21 protein-coding genes are annotated in these 22,259 nt (G+C 62.9%); 14 read left to right on the forward strand and 7 right to left on the reverse strand.

Annotation, left to right across the window (positions count from 1 at the left end):
- Positions 1 to 497: 497 nt before the first annotated feature.
- The 7 genes from AX729_RS16255 (at position 498) to AX729_RS38680 (ending at position 8,564) form a co-directional block, all read left to right on the forward strand.
- A complete protein-coding gene (locus tag AX729_RS16255) occupies positions 498 to 1,787 on the forward strand; it encodes a DUF2254 domain-containing protein (RefSeq protein WP_061024751.1) in 1,290 nt (429 codons plus the stop codon).
- A gap of 127 nt (positions 1,788 to 1,914) precedes the next feature.
- Complete coding sequence (locus AX729_RS16260) at positions 1,915 to 3,000, forward strand: AI-2E family transporter (protein WP_061024753.1); 1,086 nt, start codon at positions 1,915 to 1,917, stop codon at positions 2,998 to 3,000.
- 65 nt (positions 3,001 to 3,065) lie between these two features.
- A complete protein-coding gene (locus AX729_RS16265; RefSeq protein ID WP_061024755.1) occupies positions 3,066 to 5,285 on the forward strand; it encodes a DUF3141 domain-containing protein in 2,220 nt (739 codons plus the stop codon).
- Positions 5,286 to 5,314: 29 nt separating this feature from the next.
- The gene (locus AX729_RS16270; RefSeq protein ID WP_061024829.1) at positions 5,315 to 6,277 is read left to right on the forward strand and encodes a phosphate acetyltransferase; all 963 of its coding nucleotides are present in this window, start codon (positions 5,315 to 5,317) and stop codon (positions 6,275 to 6,277) included.
- Between the two features lie 5 nt (positions 6,278 to 6,282).
- The gene (locus AX729_RS16275) at positions 6,283 to 7,497 is read left to right on the forward strand and encodes an acetate/propionate family kinase (RefSeq protein WP_061024757.1); all 1,215 of its coding nucleotides are present in this window, start codon (positions 6,283 to 6,285) and stop codon (positions 7,495 to 7,497) included.
- On the forward strand, positions 7,494 to 8,282 hold the full coding sequence (fabI, locus tag AX729_RS16280; protein ID WP_061024758.1) for an enoyl-ACP reductase FabI: 789 nt from the start codon (positions 7,494 to 7,496) through the stop codon (positions 8,280 to 8,282). Before AX729_RS16275 ends, fabI begins: the two co-directional genes overlap by 4 nt.
- An 18-nt stretch (positions 8,283 to 8,300) precedes the next feature.
- Complete coding sequence (locus AX729_RS38680) at positions 8,301 to 8,564, forward strand: DUF3551 domain-containing protein (protein WP_082770448.1); 264 nt, start codon at positions 8,301 to 8,303, stop codon at positions 8,562 to 8,564.
- A gap of 41 nt (positions 8,565 to 8,605) precedes the next feature.
- On the opposite strand, the gene AX729_RS16285 is transcribed toward AX729_RS38680, so the two are convergent.
- The 5 genes from AX729_RS16285 to AX729_RS16305 all read right to left on the reverse strand — a co-directional run bounded on the left by AX729_RS16285 (position 8,606) and on the right by AX729_RS16305 (position 11,999).
- On the reverse strand, positions 8,606 to 9,064 hold the full coding sequence (locus tag AX729_RS16285; protein WP_061024760.1) for a MaoC family dehydratase: 459 nt from the start codon (positions 9,062 to 9,064) through the stop codon (positions 8,606 to 8,608).
- Between the two features lie 13 nt (positions 9,065 to 9,077).
- On the reverse strand, positions 9,078 to 9,728 hold the full coding sequence (locus AX729_RS16290) for a 3-oxoacid CoA-transferase subunit B (protein WP_061024762.1): 651 nt from the start codon (positions 9,726 to 9,728) through the stop codon (positions 9,078 to 9,080).
- A gap of 4 nt (positions 9,729 to 9,732) precedes the next feature.
- Positions 9,733 to 10,386 carry a CoA transferase subunit A gene (locus AX729_RS16295; protein ID WP_061024764.1) on the reverse strand — a complete coding sequence of 218 codons (654 nt, stop codon included), beginning with the start codon at positions 10,384 to 10,386 and terminating at the stop codon, positions 9,733 to 9,735.
- A 90-nt stretch (positions 10,387 to 10,476) separates the two neighbouring features.
- Positions 10,477 to 11,076, reverse strand: coding sequence for a hypothetical protein (locus AX729_RS16300; protein ID WP_061024766.1), 600 nt, complete (start codon positions 11,074 to 11,076; stop codon positions 10,477 to 10,479).
- Positions 11,073 to 11,999 carry an alpha/beta fold hydrolase gene (locus tag AX729_RS16305; RefSeq protein WP_061024769.1) on the reverse strand — a complete coding sequence of 309 codons (927 nt, stop codon included), beginning with the start codon at positions 11,997 to 11,999 and terminating at the stop codon, positions 11,073 to 11,075. Before AX729_RS16305 ends, AX729_RS16300 begins: the two co-directional genes overlap by 4 nt.
- Before the next feature lie 131 nt (positions 12,000 to 12,130).
- Here AX729_RS16305 and AX729_RS16310 point away from each other — a divergent pair, with 131 nt between their 5' ends.
- From AX729_RS16310 to AX729_RS16330, 5 genes are all read left to right on the forward strand, one after another.
- Positions 12,131 to 14,638, forward strand: a complete 2,508-nt coding sequence (locus AX729_RS16310; protein ID WP_061024771.1) for an alpha/beta hydrolase — start codon at positions 12,131 to 12,133, stop codon at positions 14,636 to 14,638.
- 8 nt (positions 14,639 to 14,646) lie between these two features.
- Positions 14,647 to 15,510: an alpha/beta fold hydrolase gene (locus tag AX729_RS16315; RefSeq protein WP_061024774.1), complete on the forward strand. Its 864-nt coding sequence runs from the start codon at positions 14,647 to 14,649 to the stop codon at positions 15,508 to 15,510.
- Positions 15,511 to 15,547: 37 nt separating this feature from the next.
- Positions 15,548 to 15,898 carry a phasin gene (locus tag AX729_RS16320; protein WP_061024776.1) on the forward strand — a complete coding sequence of 117 codons (351 nt, stop codon included), beginning with the start codon at positions 15,548 to 15,550 and terminating at the stop codon, positions 15,896 to 15,898.
- A gap of 58 nt (positions 15,899 to 15,956) precedes the next feature.
- Positions 15,957 to 16,409 (forward strand): potassium channel family protein, encoded by a 453-nt coding sequence (locus AX729_RS16325; RefSeq protein ID WP_061024778.1) that lies wholly within the window; start codon positions 15,957 to 15,959, stop codon positions 16,407 to 16,409.
- A 143-nt stretch (positions 16,410 to 16,552) separates the two neighbouring features.
- A complete protein-coding gene (locus AX729_RS16330) occupies positions 16,553 to 19,354 on the forward strand; it encodes a PAS domain S-box protein (protein ID WP_061024780.1) in 2,802 nt (933 codons plus the stop codon).
- 61 nt (positions 19,355 to 19,415) lie between these two features.
- Here the strand turns inward: AX729_RS16330 and AX729_RS16335 are convergent, their stop codons facing one another.
- Both AX729_RS16335 and AX729_RS16340 read right to left on the reverse strand, forming a co-directional pair.
- On the reverse strand, positions 19,416 to 19,772 hold the full coding sequence (locus tag AX729_RS16335; RefSeq protein ID WP_061024782.1) for an HdeA/HdeB family chaperone: 357 nt from the start codon (positions 19,770 to 19,772) through the stop codon (positions 19,416 to 19,418).
- A gap of 142 nt (positions 19,773 to 19,914) precedes the next feature.
- The gene (locus AX729_RS16340; protein ID WP_061024784.1) at positions 19,915 to 20,598 is read right to left on the reverse strand and encodes a helix-turn-helix domain-containing protein; all 684 of its coding nucleotides are present in this window, start codon (positions 20,596 to 20,598) and stop codon (positions 19,915 to 19,917) included.
- A gap of 246 nt (positions 20,599 to 20,844) precedes the next feature.
- Here AX729_RS16340 and AX729_RS16345 point away from each other — a divergent pair, with 246 nt between their 5' ends.
- Together AX729_RS16345 and AX729_RS16350 are read left to right on the forward strand one after the other, a co-directional pair.
- The gene (locus tag AX729_RS16345) at positions 20,845 to 21,477 is read left to right on the forward strand and encodes a response regulator transcription factor (protein ID WP_061024786.1); all 633 of its coding nucleotides are present in this window, start codon (positions 20,845 to 20,847) and stop codon (positions 21,475 to 21,477) included.
- Between the two features lie 114 nt (positions 21,478 to 21,591).
- Complete coding sequence (locus AX729_RS16350) at positions 21,592 to 22,023, forward strand: response regulator transcription factor (protein WP_082770449.1); 432 nt, start codon at positions 21,592 to 21,594, stop codon at positions 22,021 to 22,023.
- Positions 22,024 to 22,259 lie beyond the last annotated feature (236 nt).

The raw sequence follows: 22,259 nt of genomic DNA on the forward strand, positions 1-22,259 counted from the left end.
GTGTGCATTTTGCGCAGCGGACCGCGGGTGCGAGGTCAGCACCCGGTCTTCCCTGCGCTCTCTTGGCTCGAGAGGGTGAGCGACGAAGCAAAGCTCGGGCGGATTGCGCCGCGAGAGCGCGAAGCCGTGGCCGCTGTCCGCAAGAGCGAGGGCAACCGCTGGTTCGCCGGCCGGAACGGAGTCCACCCGGCGGATGCGATCGGAAGGCCAGCCAAGATCGCAGATCGGCGGCTTGCGTTGCTGCCACCAGCCCGAGCCAAGTCGAGCGAGCCGCACGCTGCAAAGCCGACGACCGCGCCCGCCAAGGCAGGTTTCCCGCATATGCCAAGCTTCATGATGATTTCCGTGCCGTGAGGCAGGGCATCATCGATCCGCTGCCCCCGCACACCGACCATTGATCGAGATCAACGAACAGGCGGCATCCGCGCCGATGCTGGGCGAGGCCGACAGAGGCGATGAGCCTCCCGCGCGACGCCGAGCCATGGAGACGAAGCGGAATGCAGCTGTGGCTGATACCCACGTTCTACGCGGCTGCGAGCATCGCGGCAGGCTTGGTGGTGCCGCGGCTGGAGTCCCGGTTCCTGGCCTCCGGTCTCGATCTGTCGACGTCCTCTGCCCAGGCGTATCTCTCGGCCGTTGCCTCCGGCATGATGGCGCTGACCGGCATCGTGTTCTCGATCGCCTTCGTGCTGGTACAGTTCAACGCCGTCGTCTATTCGCCGCGGCTCGTGGTCTGGTTCGCGCGCGACCGGCTGCTGTTCCACTCGCTGGGCATGTTCGTCGCGACCTTCATGTACAGCCTTGCGACGCTGGCCTGGGTGGATCGCCAGGGTACCCAGGGCGTCCCCCTGTTGTCAGCGGTGATTGTCGGAGCCATGCTGACGGCGAGCGTGCTGATGCTCGCACAGCTGGTCCAGCGCCTGAACAACCTTCAGATTACGCGCGTGTTGCAGTCGCTGGGCGATTCGGGACGAGAGGTCATCGCGAGCACATATCAAAAAGTGCAGTGGTCGACCGCAGCAAGCGCAACTCCCGCCCCACGGCACGCCGAGGCACCGGCGCTCACCATCAGGCACGTCGGAAGCCCGCAATCGGTGACGTCGATCGATCTCGAGAAGCTGGTCGAGCTTGGCCGCCGCATGGATGGCCTCATCGTGCTGGAGTGCGCCGTTGGCGATACCCTGATTGAAGGCACCGTCATCCTGCGCGCTCGCGGTGCGGCCAGCGCCGGCTTCGAGAGCCAGCTGCGCGCCTTCATCCATCTCGGCGACCAGCGGACGTTCGAGCAGGATCCGAAATATGCCATGCGTCTGCTGGTCGACATCGCCATCAAGGCCCTGTCTCCGGCCATCAACGATCCGACGACGGCCGTCCAGGCCATCGACCAGATCGAAGACCTCCTGCGGCGGCTGGCCAGATGCGACCTGGAGGCCTGTCGCGCCACCGACCGGGATGGCATTCCGCGCGTCGTCTATCGGATGCCGACATGGGAGGACTACCTCGCACTCGCATTCGACGAGATCCGGCAGTTCGGATCGACGTCCATCCAGGTGATGCGTCGCCTGCGATCGGCCCTCGTCGAGCTCGCCGCATGCGTCGACAGCGAGCGGGCACGAGCGGTCCACGCTTATCTCCGTCATCTGGATTCCGGAATCGAACGGTCCGGCTTCGATCCGGAGGATCGCGCCGCGGCCCGCATCGAGGATCGGCAGGGCCTCGGCCTGTCCCATCGCCAGGACGAGAGCGACCCGATCAGACGCGGGGGACAGGGGCGGGTGGCATCATGAGCAGCGGCTCCGCAGGATTGACGCGCGTGGAGTTGCGGGCGCCAGGCGTCGCCACAGCGGCCTGCACCGGCCTCACGCCGGCGTCGCTCGCTTGCCGTCGCCAACGAGGCGGCGGAGAGGGACGATCATGAGGACGCTCCTCCAACGCCTCACCGGCGAAGACGCGATCCAGCTGTCGATCCGTCTTGGTCTGCTCGCTCTGCTGATCTTCTGGACCTTCTACCTGGTTCGCCCGTTCGCGACTATTCTGGTCTGGGCGCTCGTGCTTGCGGTTGCGCTCAATCCTGCCTTCGTCCTGCTCGGGAGGGTTCTCGGCGGCCGCCCCAAGCTCGCGGCCGTCATTCTCACCGTAGTCAACCTCGCCATCTTCATTGGACCTGCAACGTGGCTCGGCGTGGGTGCGGTGGATGGCATCAAGGATTTTGCCGCCGAACTGGCCGCGGGCGAGCTGGCGCTTCCAATGCCGCCGCAGGCCCTCAAGACCTGGCCGCTGATCGGAGCGCAGCTCTACGAGCTGTGGGAGCAGGCCTCTACCAATCTTCGCGCGGCCCTGCAGCAGATCGCGCCGCATTTGAAGCCCTTCGCCGGAACGCTCCTCGGCCTTGCGGGGGATGCGGGCGTGGGGGCGATCAAGTTCCTGCTGTCGATTGCCATCGCCGGCGTCATCCTTCCCTATGGGCCGCAGCTCGTGGCGGCGGGCCGAGCCTTGCTCGCGCGGATCGTGCCCGAGCAGAGCGAGCATTTCCTGGATCTGGCCGGAGCGACCATCCGGGCGGTATCCCAGGGCGTGATCGGCATCGCGGTGATCCAGGCGCTGCTGGCCGGTGTCGGCTTCAAGCTGGTGGGCATCCCGATCGCCGGCCTGCTGGCGCTTCTGGTTCTGCTGCTCTCGATCGTGCAGATCGGCGCAGCGATCATCATGATTCCCGTGATCGTCTGGATCTGGACCGACAAAGACGTCACCACCGCACTGCTGATGACGATCTTTCTCGGAATCGTCAGCATTCTCGACAACGTCCTGAAGCCGCTGTTGATGGGGCGCGGCTTGACCACGCCGACGCTCGTCATCCTGATCGGCGTGATCGGCGGGACGCTTGGGCACGGAATCGTCGGTCTCTTCATCGGCCCCATCATCCTGTCGGTCGCCTGGGAGCTCACGGTCGCCTGGATCAAGACGGACGCCGCCCCACTGCCGGCCGTCGTCGAACGTTGACTTAAATCAACGGCGGCGCGTCGCGGAGGCGCCTTCTGAATGCAATACGACAGCGAGATCGGGACATGACGATGGAAAACTTGAACCTGCCGGGTGGTCCCCTGTCCGGGATGGTGGCGTCGGCCGTCGAATACATGGTCGATGCAGGACAGCGGAGCGTCCTGTTTCTGGACATCATGCGCCAGCGCGGCGACCAGTATCGCGAGCACGTCGCGCAAACGGCGCCGCATGTTCTGCAATATGCCGCTGAACTGATCATCGACGGGCGCAAGCTCGATGAGCCCGTCAACTACGTGCTGGTCCGCATCATTCCACCCAAGGGGGTCGAGATCGATCTCGAACGGCGGCCCTTCGTCGTGGTCGATCCACGCGCGGGACACGGTCCGGGAATCGGTGGCTTCAAGGCGGACAGCGAGATCGGCGTTGCCATGAAGGCAGGGCATCCCTGCTACTTCGTCGGATTCCTGCCCGAGCCGATGCCGGGGCAGACCATCGAACGCATCGCGCGCGCCGAGGCGCTCTTCATCGAGAAAGTCATCAGCCTCCATCCAAAAGCCGACGGCAAGCCCTGCGTGATCGGCAATTGCCAGGCCGGATGGGCCGTCATGATCCTGGCGTCGCTGCGGCCTGAGCTATTCGGGCCATTGATCATCGCCGGCGCGCCGCTCGCCTACTGGGCCGGCGTGCACGGCAAATATCCGATGCGCTATTCCGGCGGCCTGTTGGGAGGAAGCTGGCTCACCGCACTGACCAGCGATCTCGGCGCCGGCAAGTTCGATGGCGCCTGGCTGGTGCAGAACTTCGAGAACCAGAACCCCTCGAATACGCTCTGGACCAAGCAATACAATGTCTACTCCAAGGTCGATACCGAGGCCGACCGCTATCTGGACTTCGAGCGCTGGTGGGGCGGGCACGTCAACCTGAACGCCGAGGAGATCCAGTTCATCGTCGATGAGCTCTTCATCGGCAACAACCTCGCGGCCGGCAGGATCGAGATGTCGGATGGGCAGAAGGTCGATCTGCGCAACATCAGGTCGCCGATCGTGGTGTTCTGCTCCAAGGGCGACAACGTCACGCCGCCGCAGCAGGCGCTGGACTGGATCCTCGATTGCTATGCCGACGTCGATGAGATCAGGGCGTATGGGCAGACCATCGTCTACACCGTTCACGAAAGCGTCGGACATCTCGGCATCTTCGTCTCCGGCGGCGTTGCGAAAAAGGAGCATGCGGAATTCTCCAGCAACATCGACCTGATCGATATTCTGCCGCCTGGACTTTACGAAGCGACGTTCGAAGCCAAGGGCGAGGAGACCACGAGTTCCGATCTCGTCGTAGGGCGGTGGGTCATGCGCTGCGAGGCGCGAACGCTCGACGATATCCGCGCCATGGGCGGCAATTCGCCCGAGGACGAGCGGCGCTTCGCGGCGGCAAAACGCGTCTCCGAGATGAATCTCGCGGCGTACCAGAAGTTCGTCCAGCCCTGGATCAAGAAAATGGTCACGCCGCAGATGGCGGAGACCATGCGCAACCTGCATCCGCTGCGGCTCCAGTACGAGGTCCTCAACAGCCAGAATCCCTGGATGGGCGCCGTGAAGACGGCGGCCGAGGAGATCGAGGAGAAACGCAAGCCTGTGGCAAAGGACAACCCGTTCCTGGCCTTCCAGGAGCAGATGTCCAAGCAGATCGTTCATGCGCTGGATAGCTGGCGCGACGCACAGGAAGCCCTGAGCGAGACGATCTTCCTCAATGTCTATGGCTCGCCCGCACTTCAGGCGGCGGTCGGGATCGATCCGAACTGGGAGCCTGCGCGCAAGCGCGAGATGTCGGCTGAGCACCGGGCGATGCTCGAAAAGCGGATCGCCGAACTGAAGTCCAGGATTGGCGAGGGCGGTCTCCGTGAAGCCGCCATCCGCAGCCTGCTCTATATCGGCTCGGCACGCGGAATGGTCGACGAGCGGAGCATCGAGGCGTTGCGTCAGATTCGCCGTGACGCCGGCGGCTCGCGTATGACGCTGCCCGAGTTCAAGATGCTGGTGCGCGAGCAGTTCTTCATGCTGTTGCTCGACCAGCAAGGCGCCCTGGCCGCAATCCCGAAGATGCTCCCGGAAGATGTCGCGCAACGGCTCACGGCATTCACGATGATGCGCCAGGTTCTTTCCGCCAGCGGCGAAATCACCGGCGAGCGTGCAAGCCGCCTGCAGCGCATTGCCGCGCTGTTCGGTATCGACGCGGGAGAGGGGACGTCGAACATTGCCCCTTTCGACCCGAAGGCGAAAGCGTCCTAGGCGTCCATGGAAGGATGGGGAGCGAGATCATGTCAGCCGATACGAGGCCAGCGCAGTCTCCCAGCAAATACGATCGCTTGATTGCGGCAGCGAAGGCGGTGCCGCCGGTGCCGACCGTGGTGGTGCATCCCTGCGACGAGACCTCGCTGCGCGGAGCCGTCGATAGCGCCCAAGCCGGCATCATCCGGCCGATCCTGGTCGGACCCGAAAGAAAGATCAGGGAGACGGCGGGCAGGCACGATCTCGATATCTCCGGCTTCGAGATCGTCGATGCCGCGCATAGCGAGGAGGCCGCGTCCAGGAGCGTCGAGCTGATCCATGCCGCCAGGGGCGAGATGCTGATGAAAGGCAGCCTGCATACCGACGAGCTCATGCGCGCCGTGACGGCCAAAGCGGGCGGCCTGCGCACCGACCGCCGTATCAGCCACGTCTTCGTGATGGATGTTCCGGCCTATGCCGAAACCCTGTTCGTCACCGACGCTGCCATCAACATCTTTCCCGATCTCGATGCCAAGCGGGATATCATCCAGAACGCCATTGATTTCTACAATCAGGCCGGTTTCGGCAAATCGCCGCGCGTGGCGATCCTGTCGGCCGTCGAAACCGTGACCTCCAAGATCCCGTCCACGATCGAGGCGGCCGCCTTGTGCAAGATGGCCGACCGCGGCCAGATCAGCGGCGGCGTGCTCGACGGGCCGCTGGCCTTCGACAACGCCATCGATCCCGAGGCGGCTCGGATCAAGGGCATCAAGTCGGAGGTGGCCGGGCGGGCACAGATCCTCGTCGTTCCCGACCTCGAGGCCGGCAACATGCTGGCAAAGAACCTCGCGTACTTTGCCAAGGCCGATGGTGCCGGCATCGTGCTCGGCGCCCGGGTGCCGGTCGTGCTGACGTCCCGGGCGGACACGCCGCGTGCGCGCATGGCGTCCTGCGCGGTGGCGTCCCTCTACGCCAACGCCCGGCGCCAACATGCGCCGACAGTTGCCGCGTGACCGCCATGGACACGATCCTCGTCGTCAACGCAGGCTCCTCGAGCGTCAAGTTCCAGGTTTTCTCGGTCGAGGGCGAGGGTAGGCTGCGGCGGCAACTCAAGGGTCAGATGGACGGCATTGGCAGCCGCCCGCGATTGCGAGCGAGCGGCGCGAGTGGCGATCCGCTGGCCGAGCGCGCCTATCCGATCGAGGCGGTCGCGGACGTTCCGGCTGCGATGGAGATCGCGGGAAGCTGGCTGCGTGACGAGCTTCGTATCCACCCGATCGCGGTCGGGCACCGCGTCGTGCATGGCGGTCCGGATTATGATCGGCCGGTCTTGATTGATCACGGCGTTGTAGCCCGGCTGGAGCGGTTCGTCAGCCTTGCACCGCTGCATCAACCGCACAATCTGGCGCCGATCCGGTCGATCCTTGCCGGCTTCCCGGCCCTGCCGCAGGTGGCCTGCTTCGATACCGCCTTTCACCGGACGCACAGCGCGGTCGCCGACCACTACGCGATCCCGCATCGGCTCCATGCCGAGGGCGTGCGGCGCTACGGCTTTCACGGGCTGTCGTACGAGTATATCGCGAAGACTTTGCCGCAGGCCGCGCCCGATATCGCGAACGGGCGGGTCATCGTCGCTCATCTCGGTAGCGGCGCCTCGATGTGCGCCCTCAAGGCAGGGCGAAGCGTCGAAAGCACCATGGGCTTCACGGCGCTGGACGGTCTTCCGATGGGAACGCGCCCCGGGCAACTCGATCCCGGTGTCGTGCTCTATCTCATCTCCGAAAAGGGCATGTCGGCCTCGAACGTCCAGAACTTCCTTTATCGCGATTGCGGACTGAAGGGACTCTCGGGCGTCAGCAACGACATGCGCGAGCTCGAGGCCAGCGACGATGCCAGGGCGAAGCTGGCGATCGATCATTTCGTGTATCGGATCGGCCTCAACGCCGGCATGCTCGCGGCTGCATTGCAGGGCCTGGATGCCTTCGTCTTCACCGCCGGCATTGGTGAGAACTCCGCGACGATTCGTGCGCGTGTCGTCGAGCAGCTCGGATGGCTGGGTGCCAGCCTCGACGAGGCCAGCAACTCTCGCCATTCGCGGCTGATATCGCGTTCCGGGAGTCTCATCCCCGTCTATGTCGTACCGACCGACGAGGAGCTGATGATCGCGCAACACACGCTGTCGCTGCTGATGAAACAGCCATCGACCAATCCCAGACAAGAGAGGGCGTCATGATTCCCGTGTTCCCGGATACCAAGGTTGCCTTGAAGGGCAAGAAGGGCCTCATCGTCGGCATCGCGAACGACCAATCGATCGCCTGGGGCTGCGCAAGTGCATTTCGCGCCCTCGGGGCGGAACTCGCCGTCACCTACCTCAATGACCGCGCCAGGAAGCATGTCGAACCGCTGGCACAGGCGCTGGAAGCGCCGATCTTCATGCCATTGGACGTCATGGTGGAAGGTCAGACCGAACAGGTGTTCGAGCGGATCGCGAAGGAATGGGGCCAACTCGATTTCCTGCTGCACTCGATCGCATTCTCGCCCAAGGAGGCGCTGCACGGCCGCGTGGTCGATGTCGGGCGCGACGGCTTCCTGAAGACGATGGACGTCTCCTGCTGGTCGTTCATGCGGATGGCGCATCTCGCCGAGCCGCTGATGAAGAACGGCGGCACGATGTTCACCATGACCTATTACGGCAGCCAGATGGTCGTGAAGAACTACAACGTGATGGGGGTGGCCAAGGCCGCACTTGAAGCGGCGGTTCGCTACATTGCGGCCGAGCTGGGGCCGAAAGGCATCCGTGTTCACGCGATCTCACCAGGCCCGCTCGCCACGCGCGCGGCGTCGGGCATTCCCGAGTTCGATGATCTCATGGACAAGGCGCAGTCGACCGCGCCGACCCGCAGCCTCGTCAGCATCGAGGATGTCGGCAATGCCACGGCGTTCCTGGCGCTCGACGGCGCCAAGCTGATCACCGGCGGAGTTCTCTATGTCGACGGTGGCTATCACATCATCGACTGAACGATTCAGGAGGTTCGGGTGCGTGCGCTTGGGTTGAGCTTGTTGTTGCTTGCGATCAATCTCGTGCCGGCGCAGGCGCAAACCTACGATCCTCGCTATGCAGTATGTATGAAAGTCTACGACGGGTCTTTTGGCGGAGGTGAATGGATCGACTGCAGCTACGTATCGCTGCGGCAGTGTCAGGCTTCGGCATTCGGCCGAGCCGCCATGTGCGTGATGAACCCGTACTTCGCTCAGGCTCTCCCCCGTGGGGGATACAAGCGATATCCGCGAATCTACTGACGCCGACCCCCGTATCGTCGCGGCCTTCTGTCGGCTGCACGCTAGCGATAATGCAGGGCGATCAGCTCGGCGACGCAGGCCGGCTTCTTGCCGCCCTCGATCTCGATGACGAGATGATAGTTGACGCGCAGGCCGTCCGGCGGCACGTCCTCGGCTTCGGCGACCGTGATCCGCCCGCGTAACCTCGATCCGGCGGGCACGGGGGCCAGGTATCGAATTCGATCCGCGCCGTAGTTCAGGGTGTTGCGGAGGCCCTTCAGGCCCATCACCGAACGAATGAAGAGGGGCGCAAGCGACAAGGACAGCAGGCCGTGCGCGATGGTGGTGCCGCCTGGTGCTTCCCTCCTGGCGCGCTCCTGATCGACGTGGATCCACTGCTCGTCGCAAGTCGCCTTTGCGAACTGGTTGATGCGATCCTGCGTCACCTCGATCCAGTCGCTGACGCCGATCTCGGTGCCGACCGCGGACTTGATCTCGTCGAAACTGCTGAATATGCGCATGATCGTTGCCCGCTCAGATCTTCATTTCAGGAACGTTGTCGGGAATGACGAGCTCGGCGTCCGTCACCGCCATGACCTCGGCCACGCTGCTCCCGGGAGCAATCTCCAGCAATGTGGCCTTGCCGTCGTGAAAGCCGATCACCGCCATGTCGGTCACGACCAGCTGCACCGGCCGGACCGACGTCAACGGCAGCGTGCATTTGGCGACGATCTTGGATTTGCCCTTCGCAGCGTGCTGCATGGCGACGATGACGCGCCTGGCGCCGCTGACGAGATCCATTGCGCCGCCCATGCCGGGAACCATCTTGCCGGGGATCATCCAGTTGGCGAGAAGACCGTGGGCATCGACCTGGAGCCCGCCGAGCACGGTGACGTCGACGTGGCCGCCGCGGATCAGTCCGAACGACATCGCGCTGTCGAAGGTGCTGGCCCCCGGCAGCGCGCTGATCGGGCGGCCGCCGGCGTCGGTCAGGAGAGGGTGCTCCAACCCTTGCTCGGGAATCGGGCCCGTGCCGATCAATCCGTTCTCCGACTGGAAGAAAACGTTCAGCCCGGCCGGGACGTAATTGGCAACGAGCGTTGGAATGCCGATGCCGAGATTGACGAGGTCGCCGCTTCTCAGCTCCCTGGCGACGCGTCGGGCGATGATCTCCTGTGCGTCCATGGCTTCACCCGTTTGGGTTGGTGATGAGATAGTCGACCAGCGGCGCCGGCGTCACGACGTGGTCGGGCGCGATGACGCCAACGGGCACGATGTGTTCCGCCGTCACGATCACGGTGTCCGCCGCCATCGCCATGACCGGATTGAAGTTGCGCGCGGTCAACGCATAGGAGAGATTGCCGAGGTAATCGGCGAGAAAAGCGTGCACGAGTGCGAATTGCGCGCGCAATGCGGTTTCGAGCAGGAACGGCTTTCCGTCGACCTCGATCTGGCGCTTGCCTTCCGCGACCAGCGTACCAACGCCGGTCGGCGTGAGGACGCCGCCGAGACCGCACCCGCCTGCGCGAATGCGCTCGACGAAGGTGCCTTGTGGAATCAGATCGACTGCGATCTGCCTGGCCAGCATCTGTTGCTGCGCCTTCGGATTGAGGCCGATGTGGGTCGCCGTGAGACGCGAGACGAGTTCCGCATCGAACAACTTCCCGACACCCTTGCCGGGCAACGCAGCGTCGTTGCTGATGATGGAGAGTCCCGCCTTTCGTTGCCGGACGAGCTCGTCGAGCAGACGCCACGGCGTGCCGACCCCCATGAAGCCGCCGACCATGATGCTTGCGCCTGCCGGAATCAACGCGACGGCTTCTTCGATGGAAACGGCCTTCATGGTCCTAACTCCAGTCGGCAGAGATCAAGGAAGCGACAGAGAATGCTCGCTTTGCGTTCGTCACGGTCCATTGATCTGCGTCAAGGCTTCTCATGATTCGTGGACTGAGATGCCGACACCTTCGAGCGCATTGGTCCACAGCCCGCGAATCTCGGTGTGGCGATGTTCGAGCGCCGCGCTGACCGCGTCGCGATGGGGCACCAGTTCGGGCCCTTTCAGGAAGAGGATCTGAGCCTGTAGCAACCGGCCGCTCTCCAGTTCGATGCGGCGCAAGGCCATGACAAAGGGATCGTTGGCATCGGCTTCCCTGGGGAGCAAAGCTGCCGGCCTTATGCCGGCATGAACGGCATGCGCGAGTGTCGCCAGGCCGGCTGCCAGCGCCAGCGGCTGATCCGGAATGCCTTCGATTGGCTGAGGAAGCCACGCCATCTCCCAGGTCATCGACAGGTAGCCCAGCGCAACATCCGGGACCCAGGACGTGGCCCGAAGCAGCAGGGAGACGATCTCCGCCTCATGGTAGACCTGCGCGTTCAATTCGGTCTGCCAGGCGGATACGAGCTTTGCGGGCAACGCAATCGCGAACTGCCGGGCCAGCGCGCCATGGGCGGAAGTCAAGAACGCGGCGACGCGAGTCTGCTGTTGCGGCGGCACACGGCCTTGCGGGTCGAGCGGTCCAAAGAATTCGCTCATGTGGCGGGTCCCTGCACGGGAATGGCACGCAGATGATCGTAGCCGGCGGGAAATGGAATGAGCTCGCCGCCGGCTTGCTCCGGCGCGATCCAGACAGTCTTGTTGCCCTGCCAGCGGCCGGCCAACACATCCTCTGCGAAGCGGGCGAGCAGGTCCGCGGTCAGCGCCGGCTTCTCCAGCGTGAAGGCGTGATAGGCGCGTTGGATGATCACGAGCGCGCTGTTCGGAATCTCGGCGCGCAGGGTCTCATGCACTGAGCGGGGCGTCAGGAAGTCGAACTCGCCGTTCAGGATCATGGTCGGCAGGGCGATCGACGACAGTTGCGACGTCAGCGACCGGAAGTCGAGGAAGGACTCCATCAGGTTTTGCAGCGCGTAGACGTCGTTGACCAGCCAGCCCTGCCGCTTCACGCTGTCGAGTTGGTCCAATACTGGTCCTAGCCATTGATCGGAGACGTTCATCGGCAGCAGCAGATCCTGAAGGTAGCTGGTGCCGCCCAGGATCAACGCAGTCCGCAGCGCATTGCCAAGCAGGAACAGCTGCGGCGGCAGCTCCGCAAAGCAGCTCATCGGCACCAGCCCGGTCAACCGCCCGCCATGCTCGATTGCATAGCGCAGGGCGATCAGGCCGCCGAAGCTGATACCGGCGAGAAAGATGGGTCCGTCGCCGAGCTCTTCGATCAGGAGATGAAGCGCCGCCACCTGATCGTCCTGGCTGATGAAGAGCATCGGTTTGTCGGACTGTCCCTGGCCGAGCAGGTCGAACGTGGCGACGCGGAATTGTCGCGCCACGAGGGCGTCGCGATAGGCGGCCCAGAGCTCGGAATATTGCGTAAGCCCGTTGACCAGCACATAGGCAGGAGCGTTCGCCGGCCCATCAAGCTCGTAACGGATGCGATACGAGCCGTGGCTGAGAAAGGGCATGCGAGTGTCCGGACCAGATGGATGGCAACCCCAATGCTCGTCCACCAAAGCGGCGATCCATTGAGTTAGATCAAGGGTCGGCCGCGATCGCCTACCTAGCCTTCTGACAAAGTTGCCAGGAGGAAGCCGCCATGACCGGGAAAAATTTCGTTCGGCACTGCTGTGTCAGTCTGGTGTTGCTGCTGGTGGGGACCACGCTGGCGGTCGCGCAGCCCTACAGCCGCCGATCGTCGCAAATGCAGCATGATGAGCTGAAGAAGACGGTCGAGATTCCGAACTTTCGACTCGGCGGCAAGTACGATCTGTCCGATCCGTCCAAATGGGAGAATGGTGGCGAGGGCGGCGTGACGCTGGAGTCGCTCGGGGCCGGCAAGCTGCATTCGGCCTACATCGCCGTCGGCACGCCGCGGCGCAATGCCGCCGGGGAGATCACCAATGCCGTGATCATCAATTCATACTATTCCGGCGACTCGACGGACATGTACGAGCAGTGGGTCAAGGGTGCTGCCTTGTCGGGTGGCGTGCCGATCATCGGGCCGGGCCGTCCGATCGACACCAATCGCTACTATGTCGTCATGGTCGATCCGCTCGGTACCTGGGGTGCGAGCAAGCCGTCCGATGGTCTCGGCATCAAGTTTCCGCAATACAGCTACTACGACATGGTCCAGGCGAACTATCGCATGCTGCGCGACGGCCTGAAGATCGCCCGCGCTGCCTTGGTCACCGGCGTCTCGATGGGCGGCACGCAGACTTATGTCTGGGGCGTCATGCATCCGGAGTTCATGGGCGGCTTGATGCCGATCGGTGGCACCACCCAGTCGGATTCAGAGGACCCCGTCGGCAACTGGACTTTCCAGCTCATGACCGCCGCGATCGAGGCCGATCCGGTGTGGCAGCAGACGAAGGGCGATTATTACAAGCTGCCGAAGGAAAAGCACCCGATTCCCGGCATAGCCTTCGGCTGGTCGGTGCTCGGCCTGACCGGCTACGACTTCGCTTTCCGCACGACGCAGAGCTTCGCGGCCGTGCAGCCGGAAGTGTTCTACTGGAATCCGCCGAACGAGAAGGCCGCCAGCAGCGTGATGACGCGCGCCAAGCTCTACGACGCGGTCGATCTCGTCTGGCGCAACAGGGTGGGTGAGATTCACAACGTCAATCCCTATCTCGGCCGCATTCAAGCGCGCACGATGGTAATGCACATCACCAATGATGGCTGGCTGAACTTCAAGCTTGCCGAGCGCGCCGTCGATCGTGTGCCGGGTGCCCAGCTCATCTCCGAGGAGAGCCCGGTCGCCCATTACGGCGTGTTCTCGATCATCAACCACCGCAAGCACGATCCGAAGTTCGTCGCCTTCATGGACGACGTGGCGAGCCTCGACCGCGCGCAGAAATACGTCGACAAAAACTATCGCGTTCCGGGCGTGGCGGGAAAGATCGATCCGGCCAAGTCGTTCTGGAAGGATGCCGTGACCTATCCCTACCCGGTCAAATACGCGACCACGAAAGACAAGCGGGGCACGTCCTGGCAGATAGGCTACATGGACGAGTACGCCGGCACCGAGAAGGATCCAAAGGTGCTCGTCATCATTCATGGCAAGGGCGCGTTCGGCGGGCATTACGGCAACGTCATGCAATATGCGCTCCGTAGCGGCCTGCGCGTGATCGTGCCGGACCTGCCGCACTACGGCATGTCCGGTCCCGGCAATCTCGACAAGAGTCCGGCGCGGACGATGCAGGACATGCGCGAGGCCGTGTACGACCTCGTGGTCAATCAGCTCGGCGTCAAGAAGGCCTATTACCTCGGCCATTCGCTCGGCGGCCAGGTCGTCGTGGGCTATGCCCTCACGTGGCCGGACGCCGTCCAGGGCCTTGCGCTCGAAGCTCCTTCGGGCCTCGAAGAGTATCCGCGCGACATCACCATCGAAAAGGACAAGAAGGCGCGCCTGTTCGATCAGGTCTTCGATCATGATTTCGACAAGTGGAAGGAGACCTGGGGTCCGACCGGCATCCTCGCGGCGGAGATCGGACGTTCGGAACAGAGCGTCCGCGACTTCTTCTATTTCAAGAAGCGTGATCCGGAGACCAACGCCGTGTCGGCGGCGAAGAGCGGCTATTTCTACAGCGACAGCGAATATGCCCGTTTCCACACCGAGCAGCGCGTCGGGCTCATCAAGGGTAACCCGAAGGAGCTCGAGCAATGGACCAACGTCTTCATCTACGACATCTATTCGATCGGTTCCGAGCTGCAGCAGGATGACCCGAAGAACCTCTACCAGCGGGTAACGCAGATCAAGGCGCCGATCTTCCTCTCATTCGGCGACAAGGAGCCGTTCATCCCCACGCCGGCGTTCAACGGGTTGACGGACCTCGGACGCGACGTCATCACGCCGTTCATGTCGCGCATGACCGGTGCGGGCAACCGGCCGATCCTCAAGATCTATCCGGAGACCGGTCACTTCATCCACACCGACAATCCGGTGGAATTCCCGGTCGACGTGGTGGACTTCGTGATCAAGGGAACGGTCGACACGTCGTCGCCGCTCGGTACGGATCGGATGATCAAGGGTTCGGTGGTCTCGGCCTTGCCGGTGGCCCCGACTCCACCCGGCGCCGCACCGACGGCCGGCCTGAACAAGTAGGCACGACCATGTCAACGGTTGAAGCGGGCGAGGTTCGGCTAGGCTGGCGGGAGTGGGGACAAGGCGATGTCACCGTCGTCTTCATCCACGGCAATCTCGCCAGCAAGGACTGGATCGAGCTCGCTGCCCCGATGTTTCCGAGCGGACTGCGCGTGATCGGAATTGACTGGCGTGGCTGCGGCGACAGCGATCGGCCGAAATCTGCGGCCGACCATGCCAACTACTCGATGCAGCAGCATGCGCATGACATGCTGGCGGCACTGGATGCGCTGGGCATCGGGTTTTGCCATCTTGCGACCCACTCGACCGGCGGCATCATCGCCGCACGGATGCTGCTGATGCAGCCGCAGCGGTTCGGGCGGGTCTTCGCGCTCGACCCTGTCACGCCGCTCGGCATGTCTTTCAATGCCGACCAGGTCGGCCTTTTCCGGGCGATGATGGCGAGCAAGGAGCTGACGCGGACGGTGATGGCCACCGCGGCGTCTTCGCTGTTCGTGCCGGAGAGCCTTGCGCCGAACGCAATCCCGCGATTCCGCGAAGGTCTCGGCGAGATCCCGGCGCTGTTCGATCGCATCATTGAACAGACCTTCGGCGTCTCGGAGGGCATCTGGATCGGTACGCCGGTCAACCTCAGCCGGGAACGGGAAAGCCGCGAGCTGGAGCGCCGCATGACGGAAATCCAGCATCCGCATCTCGTGCTCTGGGGCGAGCAGGACAGATGGATACCGCTGGCGGACCTCGAGATCATGGCGGCGGCGATGCCGGACTGCCGGCTCGTGACGGTACCCCGGATGGGTCATTCCATGAATCTGGAGCTGCCGGCGCTCTATGCCGGCTATTTCGGCGCCTGGTTCGGGGGTCTTCCGAAATAGATGAAATCAATCCGTTCGTCACACAAGGAGTAGGACAATGGCAGACATCAATCCCTCGGCTGAGAATGTACGGACGATGCTGAACGAGACCCTCGGCCGGCTCCGAAAGGGCAGCGACGAATATTTCGCCCTGCTCGAAAAGGGGCTGACGTCGTCACCGCTGCCGATCGCCGACCAGGCCAAGCAGTTCTGCGATTTCATGCAACGTAATGTGACCGCGACGTTCGATCTCGGAGACAAGCTGACCAGGGCCAAGGACATGCAGGATGCCCTCAAGATGCAGTCCGAGTTCTTCCAGGACCAGATGCGGGCGCTGACCGATCAGGCCAGGAACATGGGTGAGACTGCAATGAAGGCGATGACGGGCGCCATGACACCGAAGATCTGAGCAGATTGCCATCCGGGAAGGGAGCGCCCCGCGGTCCTGGTGTGCGATGAGGAGGCCAATGGCGCTTCAATTCCTGCTCGGCACCATCGTCAGCCTCATGAACATCATGATCCACGCGCTGTTCACAGTCGGGACTATTGGCGTCGTTCGTTCTGCGGGATTGCGGTACACGGTTAGACCGAGACTGCACCTGATGGCCGTGATGGCCGCGACGGCGGCCGTTCTGATGGTGGCGCACACTTTGGAATGCGTCGTCTGGTCTGCCGCTTACCTCATGGCCGGTGTGGCGCCTGAGGGAAGCGACCTGGTCTATTTCGCCTTCGTCAACTACACCACGCTCGGCTATGGCGACATCACGCCGGTCCAGGCGCGCCGGCTGCTGGGTCCGATGACCGCGATGAACGGCATCCTGCTGTTCGGCTGGTCGACCGCCGTGCTGTTCGAGGTATTGCGCAAGACGCTGGAGCATCTCGCGGTGATCGAGGCGGGCGATGATGGGTCGGCGCTATGAGATCGGATGACGGCATTGACCGGTACGACATGCAGGCTGCTGCTCGATGGTCGAGGCCAGATCAACTCACGTCGCTTGCCGGGGACGCATTCGGCCTTCAGAACCGCGCCGGTCGTCGATGCGCCGAAGCCTAGGTCCGGACAATGCGCGAACCTGACGAGAACCGAAGCCGCCTTCAGGCAATCCTCGACACTGCGGTCGACGGTATCATCACGATAGACGAGTGCGGGATCATAGAGAGTGTGAACCCGGCCGTGCTCAAGCTTTTCGGCTTCGAGTCCGCAGCCGAACTGGTCGGCCGCAACGTCTCGATTCTCATGCCATCCAACCACGGCCGGCATCACGATGAATATATCGCGCGCTACTTGCGGACCGGGGAGGCGCGCGTTGTCGGGATCGGGCGCGAGCTCGAGGCTGCGCGGCGTGACGGCTCCATCTTCCCGATTGAGCTGGCCGTTAGCGAGGTGTCCGGAGAGGGCGGGCGGCATTTCACCGGCGTCATACGGGACATCAGTGCACGAAAGCAGGCCGAGGCGGCCCTGCGTGAGAGCCAGGCGCGCATCGAAGCCGTTCTCAACACCGCGGTGGACGGCATTCTGACGATCGACGAACATGGCATCATCGAAAGCGCCAATCCGTCTGCCGGTCGCCTGTTCGGCTACGACCCGGTCGAGCTTGTCGGGCGAAATGTGTCCATGCTGATGCCCGCAGATCACGCGAAGGCTCACGATGGCTACATCGAACGTTATATCAGAACCGGCGAAGCACGCGTGGTGGGCATCGGCCGGGAAGTCGAGGCGTTGCGGCGGGACGGTTCGACCTTTCCGGCCGAACTCGCCGTCAGCGAGGTGCGTTTCGGCGACCAGCTTCGCTTCACCGGCATCATCCGGGACATCACGGTTAGAAAAAATGCGGAACAGGCCCTGCTCAGGGCAGACGCAATGAAGGATGATTTCCTTGCCAACACGTCACACGAGCTGCGCACGCCCCTCAATGGCATCATCGGAATCGGCCAATCCATGCTGGACGGGGCAACTGGTCCGCTGAGCGAAGAGCAGAAGCGCAATCTGGGTATGGTCGTTGCAAGCGGCCGGCGACTCGCCAGTCTCGTCAATGACATCCTGGATTTCTCCAAGCTGCGCCACGAAACGGTCGAACTGCACCGCAGGCCTACCGATCTTCATGCTCTCACCGAACTCGTCCTGGCGATCTCGCGCACACTCGTGGGTAAGCGCGCGCTGCGTCTGTTCAACCGGATCGATGCTCAGGTACCCCTGGTCGAAGTCGATGAAGACCGCGTGCAGCAGATCCTGTTCAACCTGATCGGAAATGCGGTCAAGTTCACGCAGGCCGGTGTCGTCGAAGTCTCGGCGAGTCGGCAGAACGAGTGGCTCGACGTGACGGTCAGCGATACCGGGATCGGCATCGGCGCCGACCGGCTCGAAACGATATTCGAATCGTTCTCGCAGGGCGATGGATCCATCGTCCGCGAACAGGGCGGCACCGGACTTGGGCTGGCGATCAGCAGGCAGCTCGCCGAACTCCATGGCGGCGGCATCAGCGTCACGTCGGAGGTCGGTGTCGGGTCGCGCTTTACTGTTTCGCTCCCACTGAGCCCGACCACGCGAGAGATGCTCACACCCGAAAGCCGGTCGGACGAACCCGTCAGCCGGCTCATTCCGGACGTTGAACCGAGCCGGAGAGCGGCGAAAACAGCCGCGCAGCCTGCCGCTTCCGGTCTGAGGGTTCTCGTGGTGGACGATGAGGCGGTCAATGTTCAGGCCCTGGTCAATTTCCTGACGCTGGCGAAGTACGACGTCATCACGGCCGCGGACGGGCGAGAGGCACTCGATCTTCTGGCCGGCGAAAGACCATGCGACATCGTTCTGCTCGACGTGATGATGCCCAAGCTGTCGGGCTTCGAAGTCTGCGAGCGCATTCGTGAACGCTACTCGGCCGCGGAACTGCCGGTGATTCTCCTGACGGCCAAGAATCGCGTTTCGGACCTGGTGATGGGATTCGGCGTGGGAGCAAACGATTATCTGACGAAGCCCTTTGCCAGTGACGAACTGCTGGCGCGCGTCAGCGTTCATCTCGAACTCGCCAGGATCCGCGACAGCTATTCGAGATTCGTACCCCGGCAGTTCCTCGAGCAACTCGGCAAGCAGCGCATCGTCGATGTCGTGCTGGGCGATCAGGTGCAGCGCGAAATGACGGTGATGTTCTCGGACATCCGTGATTTCACGCGGATGTCGGAAGGCATGACCCCCGCGGAGACGTTCAGCTTCGTGAACCAGTATCTCGGCACGATGGAGCCCGCCATCTCGGGCCATGGCGGCGTGATCGACAAGTTCGTCGGCGACGCCGTCATGGCGCTGTTTCCACGGCGGGCGGATGATGCCGTGCAGGGAGCGCTGGACATGATCCGGCGGCTGGAAGCCTGGAATGCGCAACGGGACAGGAGCGAGCCGCCCATAAAGATTGGCATCGGCCTGCATACCGGAAGCCTGATGCTCGGAACGGTGGGCGCCCGTAACCGGATGGATACGACCGTGATCTCGGATGCGGTGAACCTGGCCTCGCGCGTGGAGAGCCTCACGAAGATCTACCGCGTGCCGCTGATCGTCACCGAAGAGACGTACCTCGCCCTGCAGAATCCCATCAGCGTTTCCGTTCGCCGCATCGACCGGGTTCTCGTCCAGGGAAAATCGCAGCCCGTCGTGCTCTATGAGGTCCTGGACGCCGACGACCTGCCGGAGCGAGAGGCGAAGCAGCGCGCGCTGCCGGACTTCGAGAAGGGCGAGTTGCTGTACGAGGCTCGGAAGTTCCAGGACGCGATTGCCCATCTGGAGCAGGCTCTGGCTCGCAATCAATCGGACACGGTCGTCCAGCTCCTGCTGGAACGCTCCCGCCGGTTCGCGGGGTTCGCCGAGGCCTCATCCTAACAGCTATTGTTGATCCTGGTCGTTGCCGAAAGCCCTGGCAATCATCATGATCAGTCGGCAGCTACTTGCTCAGCTTGATCCCTTCACGCGCCCGGTATTCGTTGAAGACGACGTCGATCGCCTGGATGACCTTCTTGCCGGGATTTGCCTTGCAATGAACGATGATCTCGTGCTCGAGCGCCTTGGTTCGGTCTACGCGCATCAGATGCTTCTTCGCAAGCCCGTTGTACCAGCCGCTGTACCAGACCATCAGGTAGTCCGCGTCCTCCTGGAAGGTGTTCGCGAGCTGGGCGCAGGTCAGCGCCTGGACGTCGATATAGCCGGCTGCGTTCGCGTAGGTCTTCAGCTCGACCTGCGCAGCTGCTGGTACAGCGGAGAGCAAGGTGGCGCCGATGGCAATCCAGATCGTGCGTGACATCAAGGTCTCCTGGTGCAAGCGGTCCGCGTTAGAACGTCAACGGTGGCCAGCCCGGTCAGGGGGCCTCGCCGATTGTTGCGGTGTATTCCACGGCGGCCTGCGGTGCAGCACGGTGGACGATTTCCGCTCTTCCCTTGCGGTGTCAGTTCTGGAGATCGAAACTGGCGAGTTTCAACCGATCCAGCAGTACGATCTGACGCTGCGTGTTGCCGACGAAGCCGAGGACGCCGAACTCATGCAGCCGCGACAGCGCACGCGAGACGGTCTCCAACGTCAGGCCGAGATAGTCGGCGATATCGCGCCGCGACATCGGCAGGGCGATGACGCCCGCCGCCGTCAGGCGCTTGTCCATTTCGAGCAGGAAAGCGGCGACCCGCTCCAGCGAGGTTTTGCGTCCCAGCAGCAGCATGTGGTCTTCGGCGTGGTGGAGATTGGCGGTGGTCATGCCGAACAGGTTCTTGGCGACCATCGCATCGCTCTTGGCAACCAATTCGAGGCTTTGGCGTCTGATCAGGTGGACAGTGGTGTCGACAATGGCTTCCGCCGTGAAGCGATGAGCTTCGCCATTCTCAAGGCCGAAAATGTCGCCCGGGAGGTGAAACGCACCGATCTGGCGCCGGCCGTCTGCCAGCAGCTTGTAACTTCGCACTGCACCAAGCTTGACCTGATAGACGTACTCGGCCGGTTCCTTCTCTCCGTAGACTTCTGTGCCCTTCTTGTAGGTGAATTCGCTCAGACTGACGATCGGATTCGACTCGCTGGTCATGCCGAAGTCGCGGAGTGAATTGGGGCGTGGGGACCGGTCGGTTGCCATACGCACAAACATGGGCCGCCTCCTCTGGTCGCTTAACGGCTTGCCAGCAGCTCGGATCATTTCACTGCCGGGGAGCGCCTCACTTTTTCCCGGACGATTAGCGTACGATGGCGGTTGTGTTATAGGCCATTGTCTCTCAGGTCATTGTACCAAGGGGCAGGGTGGAATACGTTGCAAGACATGAAGCGCTTCAGGCGCATTCCTTATCGGTTGCTTTTGTCGCACATTTGAGGTTTGCCGCCCCCTCCAAGAGGTCAAATGCCCGGCTTGGTTCACGTGGTAGACGATGACGCCTCCTTCCGCACTGCAGTCGAACGCCGGCTGAAGCTTGCTGGCCATGAGGTCGCGACCTATTCGTCGGCCCAAGACCTTCTCGACCGGCTACCGGGCGACGATAGGCCCGGATGCATCCTGCTCGATGTGCAGATACCCGGCCTCTCCGGTCCCCAGCTGCAGAGCCAGCTCGCAGCGCTCGGCTCCACGCTGCCGATCGTGTTCGTGACAGGCTACGCCGACACGGCAACGACCGTACGTGCCATCAAGGCCGGCGCCGAGGATTTTCTGACCAAACCGGTCTCGTCGGAAGATCTGCTCGATGCGATCGATCGCGCCTTGATCCGCCAGCAGGCCGACCAGATCCGGCGCACAAAGCTCGGTTCGCTTCAGCTTCGGCTGAAGTCACTGACGCCGCGCGAGCACCAGGTGTTTTCATTGATCGTACGCGGCAAGATCAACAAGCAGATTGCCCACGAGCTCGGCACCGCGGAACGCACGGTGAAGGCGCATCGCCATCAGGTGATGGAGAAGATGCAGGTGCAGTCTCTGGCCGAACTCGTATCGGCTGCGGAGCGGTTGGGCTTTCTCGATCCCGAAGCCAACCAACCGGGCTGAATGTTCGGCGGTGCCGTCGGGTCTCCGCCGGGCAACCTGCACAAAAGGACAGTATCGTTGCCCGACAAGGTTATGCTTTAGTCGGAGCGCGGATAGCAGGCCAGGCATTGCCGGATGTGGTATCTTCCGGCAGACAAACGCTTTTCCGATACTCGCAAAGGGCCGCCGATCTTGTCTTCGTGCAAGCCCGTTCTTGTCGTCGACGACGACGCATCGATGCGCACGAGCATCAACCGGCTTCTGCGCGCGCACGGCTTCACTGCGCTGCTGTTCGACTCGGCGCATGCGCTGCTCGGTCATGGTGGCTGCGGCGAGGCCGTATGCATCATCATCGACATCAATCTGAATGGTGCCTGCGGAATTGAACTGCGCCGCAGGCTGGCAGAGGATGGCGTTGCGACGCCGGTCATCTATATCACCGGCAACGACAACCATTCGAGCCGCACGGCCGCAATCGAATCTGGATGTATTGCCTATCTGACCAAGCCGTTCCCGGCTGAGGCGTTGATCGAACCCATCCATTGCGCCCGGTCGACGGCAAGCTAGCGGCTTGTGATTGCATCGTTATCCCGAAGTTCGGGGGCGTTGATGCGGATGTTATGATAATTCAGTTCGACCCCGGGACGATTCAGGCAGCGTTGTGTACTGTCGCGTCGATGTGAGAATTGCGGCCGTTGGTCCCTCATTCCGGGTAAATAGGTAGCCCATTGCGAGTTTGCGGCAGATCAAGTGCTCTCGATCGCCATTGCCTAAAATTCCCGAATTCGACGCCCATTCAATTT

Source organism: Bradyrhizobium sp. CCH5-F6 (assembly GCF_001556045.1).
GTDB lineage: Bacteria > Pseudomonadota > Alphaproteobacteria > Rhizobiales > Xanthobacteraceae > Bradyrhizobium.

What these genes read in the sequence shown, in the direction of transcription:
- AX729_RS16335 (WP_061024782.1), bottom strand. Translation starts at nt 19,772, where the DNA reads ATGTCACGCACGATCTGGATTGCCATCGGCGCCACCTTGCTCTCCGCT.
- AX729_RS16320 (WP_061024776.1), top strand. Translation starts at nt 15,548, where the DNA reads ATGGCAGACATCAATCCCTCGGCTGAGAATGTACGGACGATGCTGAAC.
- AX729_RS16295 (WP_061024764.1), bottom strand. Translation starts at nt 10,386, where the DNA reads ATGAAGGCCGTTTCCATCGAAGAAGCCGTCGCGTTGATTCCGGCAGGC.
- AX729_RS16345 (WP_061024786.1), top strand. Translation starts at nt 20,845, where the DNA reads ATGCCCGGCTTGGTTCACGTGGTAGACGATGACGCCTCCTTCCGCACT.
- AX729_RS16350 (WP_082770449.1), top strand. Translation starts at nt 21,592, where the DNA reads ATGTGGTATCTTCCGGCAGACAAACGCTTTTCCGATACTCGCAAAGGG.
- AX729_RS16300 (WP_061024766.1), bottom strand. Translation starts at nt 11,076, where the DNA reads ATGAGCGAATTCTTTGGACCGCTCGACCCGCAAGGCCGTGTGCCGCCG.
- AX729_RS16305 (WP_061024769.1), bottom strand. Translation starts at nt 11,999, where the DNA reads ATGCCCTTTCTCAGCCACGGCTCGTATCGCATCCGTTACGAGCTTGAT.
- AX729_RS16340 (WP_061024784.1), bottom strand. Translation starts at nt 20,598, where the DNA reads ATGTTTGTGCGTATGGCAACCGACCGGTCCCCACGCCCCAATTCACTC.
- AX729_RS16290 (WP_061024762.1), bottom strand. Translation starts at nt 9,728, where the DNA reads ATGGACGCACAGGAGATCATCGCCCGACGCGTCGCCAGGGAGCTGAGA.
- AX729_RS16315 (WP_061024774.1), top strand. Translation starts at nt 14,647, where the DNA reads ATGTCAACGGTTGAAGCGGGCGAGGTTCGGCTAGGCTGGCGGGAGTGG.
- AX729_RS16285 (WP_061024760.1), bottom strand. Translation starts at nt 9,064, where the DNA reads ATGCGCATATTCAGCAGTTTCGACGAGATCAAGTCCGCGGTCGGCACC.
- AX729_RS16255 (WP_061024751.1), top strand. Translation starts at nt 498, where the DNA reads ATGCAGCTGTGGCTGATACCCACGTTCTACGCGGCTGCGAGCATCGCG.
- AX729_RS16265 (WP_061024755.1), top strand. Translation starts at nt 3,066, where the DNA reads ATGACGATGGAAAACTTGAACCTGCCGGGTGGTCCCCTGTCCGGGATG.
- AX729_RS16310 (WP_061024771.1), top strand. Translation starts at nt 12,131, where the DNA reads ATGACCGGGAAAAATTTCGTTCGGCACTGCTGTGTCAGTCTGGTGTTG.
- AX729_RS16270 (WP_061024829.1), top strand. Translation starts at nt 5,315, where the DNA reads ATGTCAGCCGATACGAGGCCAGCGCAGTCTCCCAGCAAATACGATCGC.
- AX729_RS16325 (WP_061024778.1), top strand. Translation starts at nt 15,957, where the DNA reads ATGGCGCTTCAATTCCTGCTCGGCACCATCGTCAGCCTCATGAACATC.
- AX729_RS16330 (WP_061024780.1), top strand. Translation starts at nt 16,553, where the DNA reads ATGCGCGAACCTGACGAGAACCGAAGCCGCCTTCAGGCAATCCTCGAC.
- fabI (WP_061024758.1), top strand. Translation starts at nt 7,494, where the DNA reads ATGATTCCCGTGTTCCCGGATACCAAGGTTGCCTTGAAGGGCAAGAAG.
- AX729_RS16275 (WP_061024757.1), top strand. Translation starts at nt 6,283, where the DNA reads ATGGACACGATCCTCGTCGTCAACGCAGGCTCCTCGAGCGTCAAGTTC.
- AX729_RS16260 (WP_061024753.1), top strand. Translation starts at nt 1,915, where the DNA reads ATGAGGACGCTCCTCCAACGCCTCACCGGCGAAGACGCGATCCAGCTG.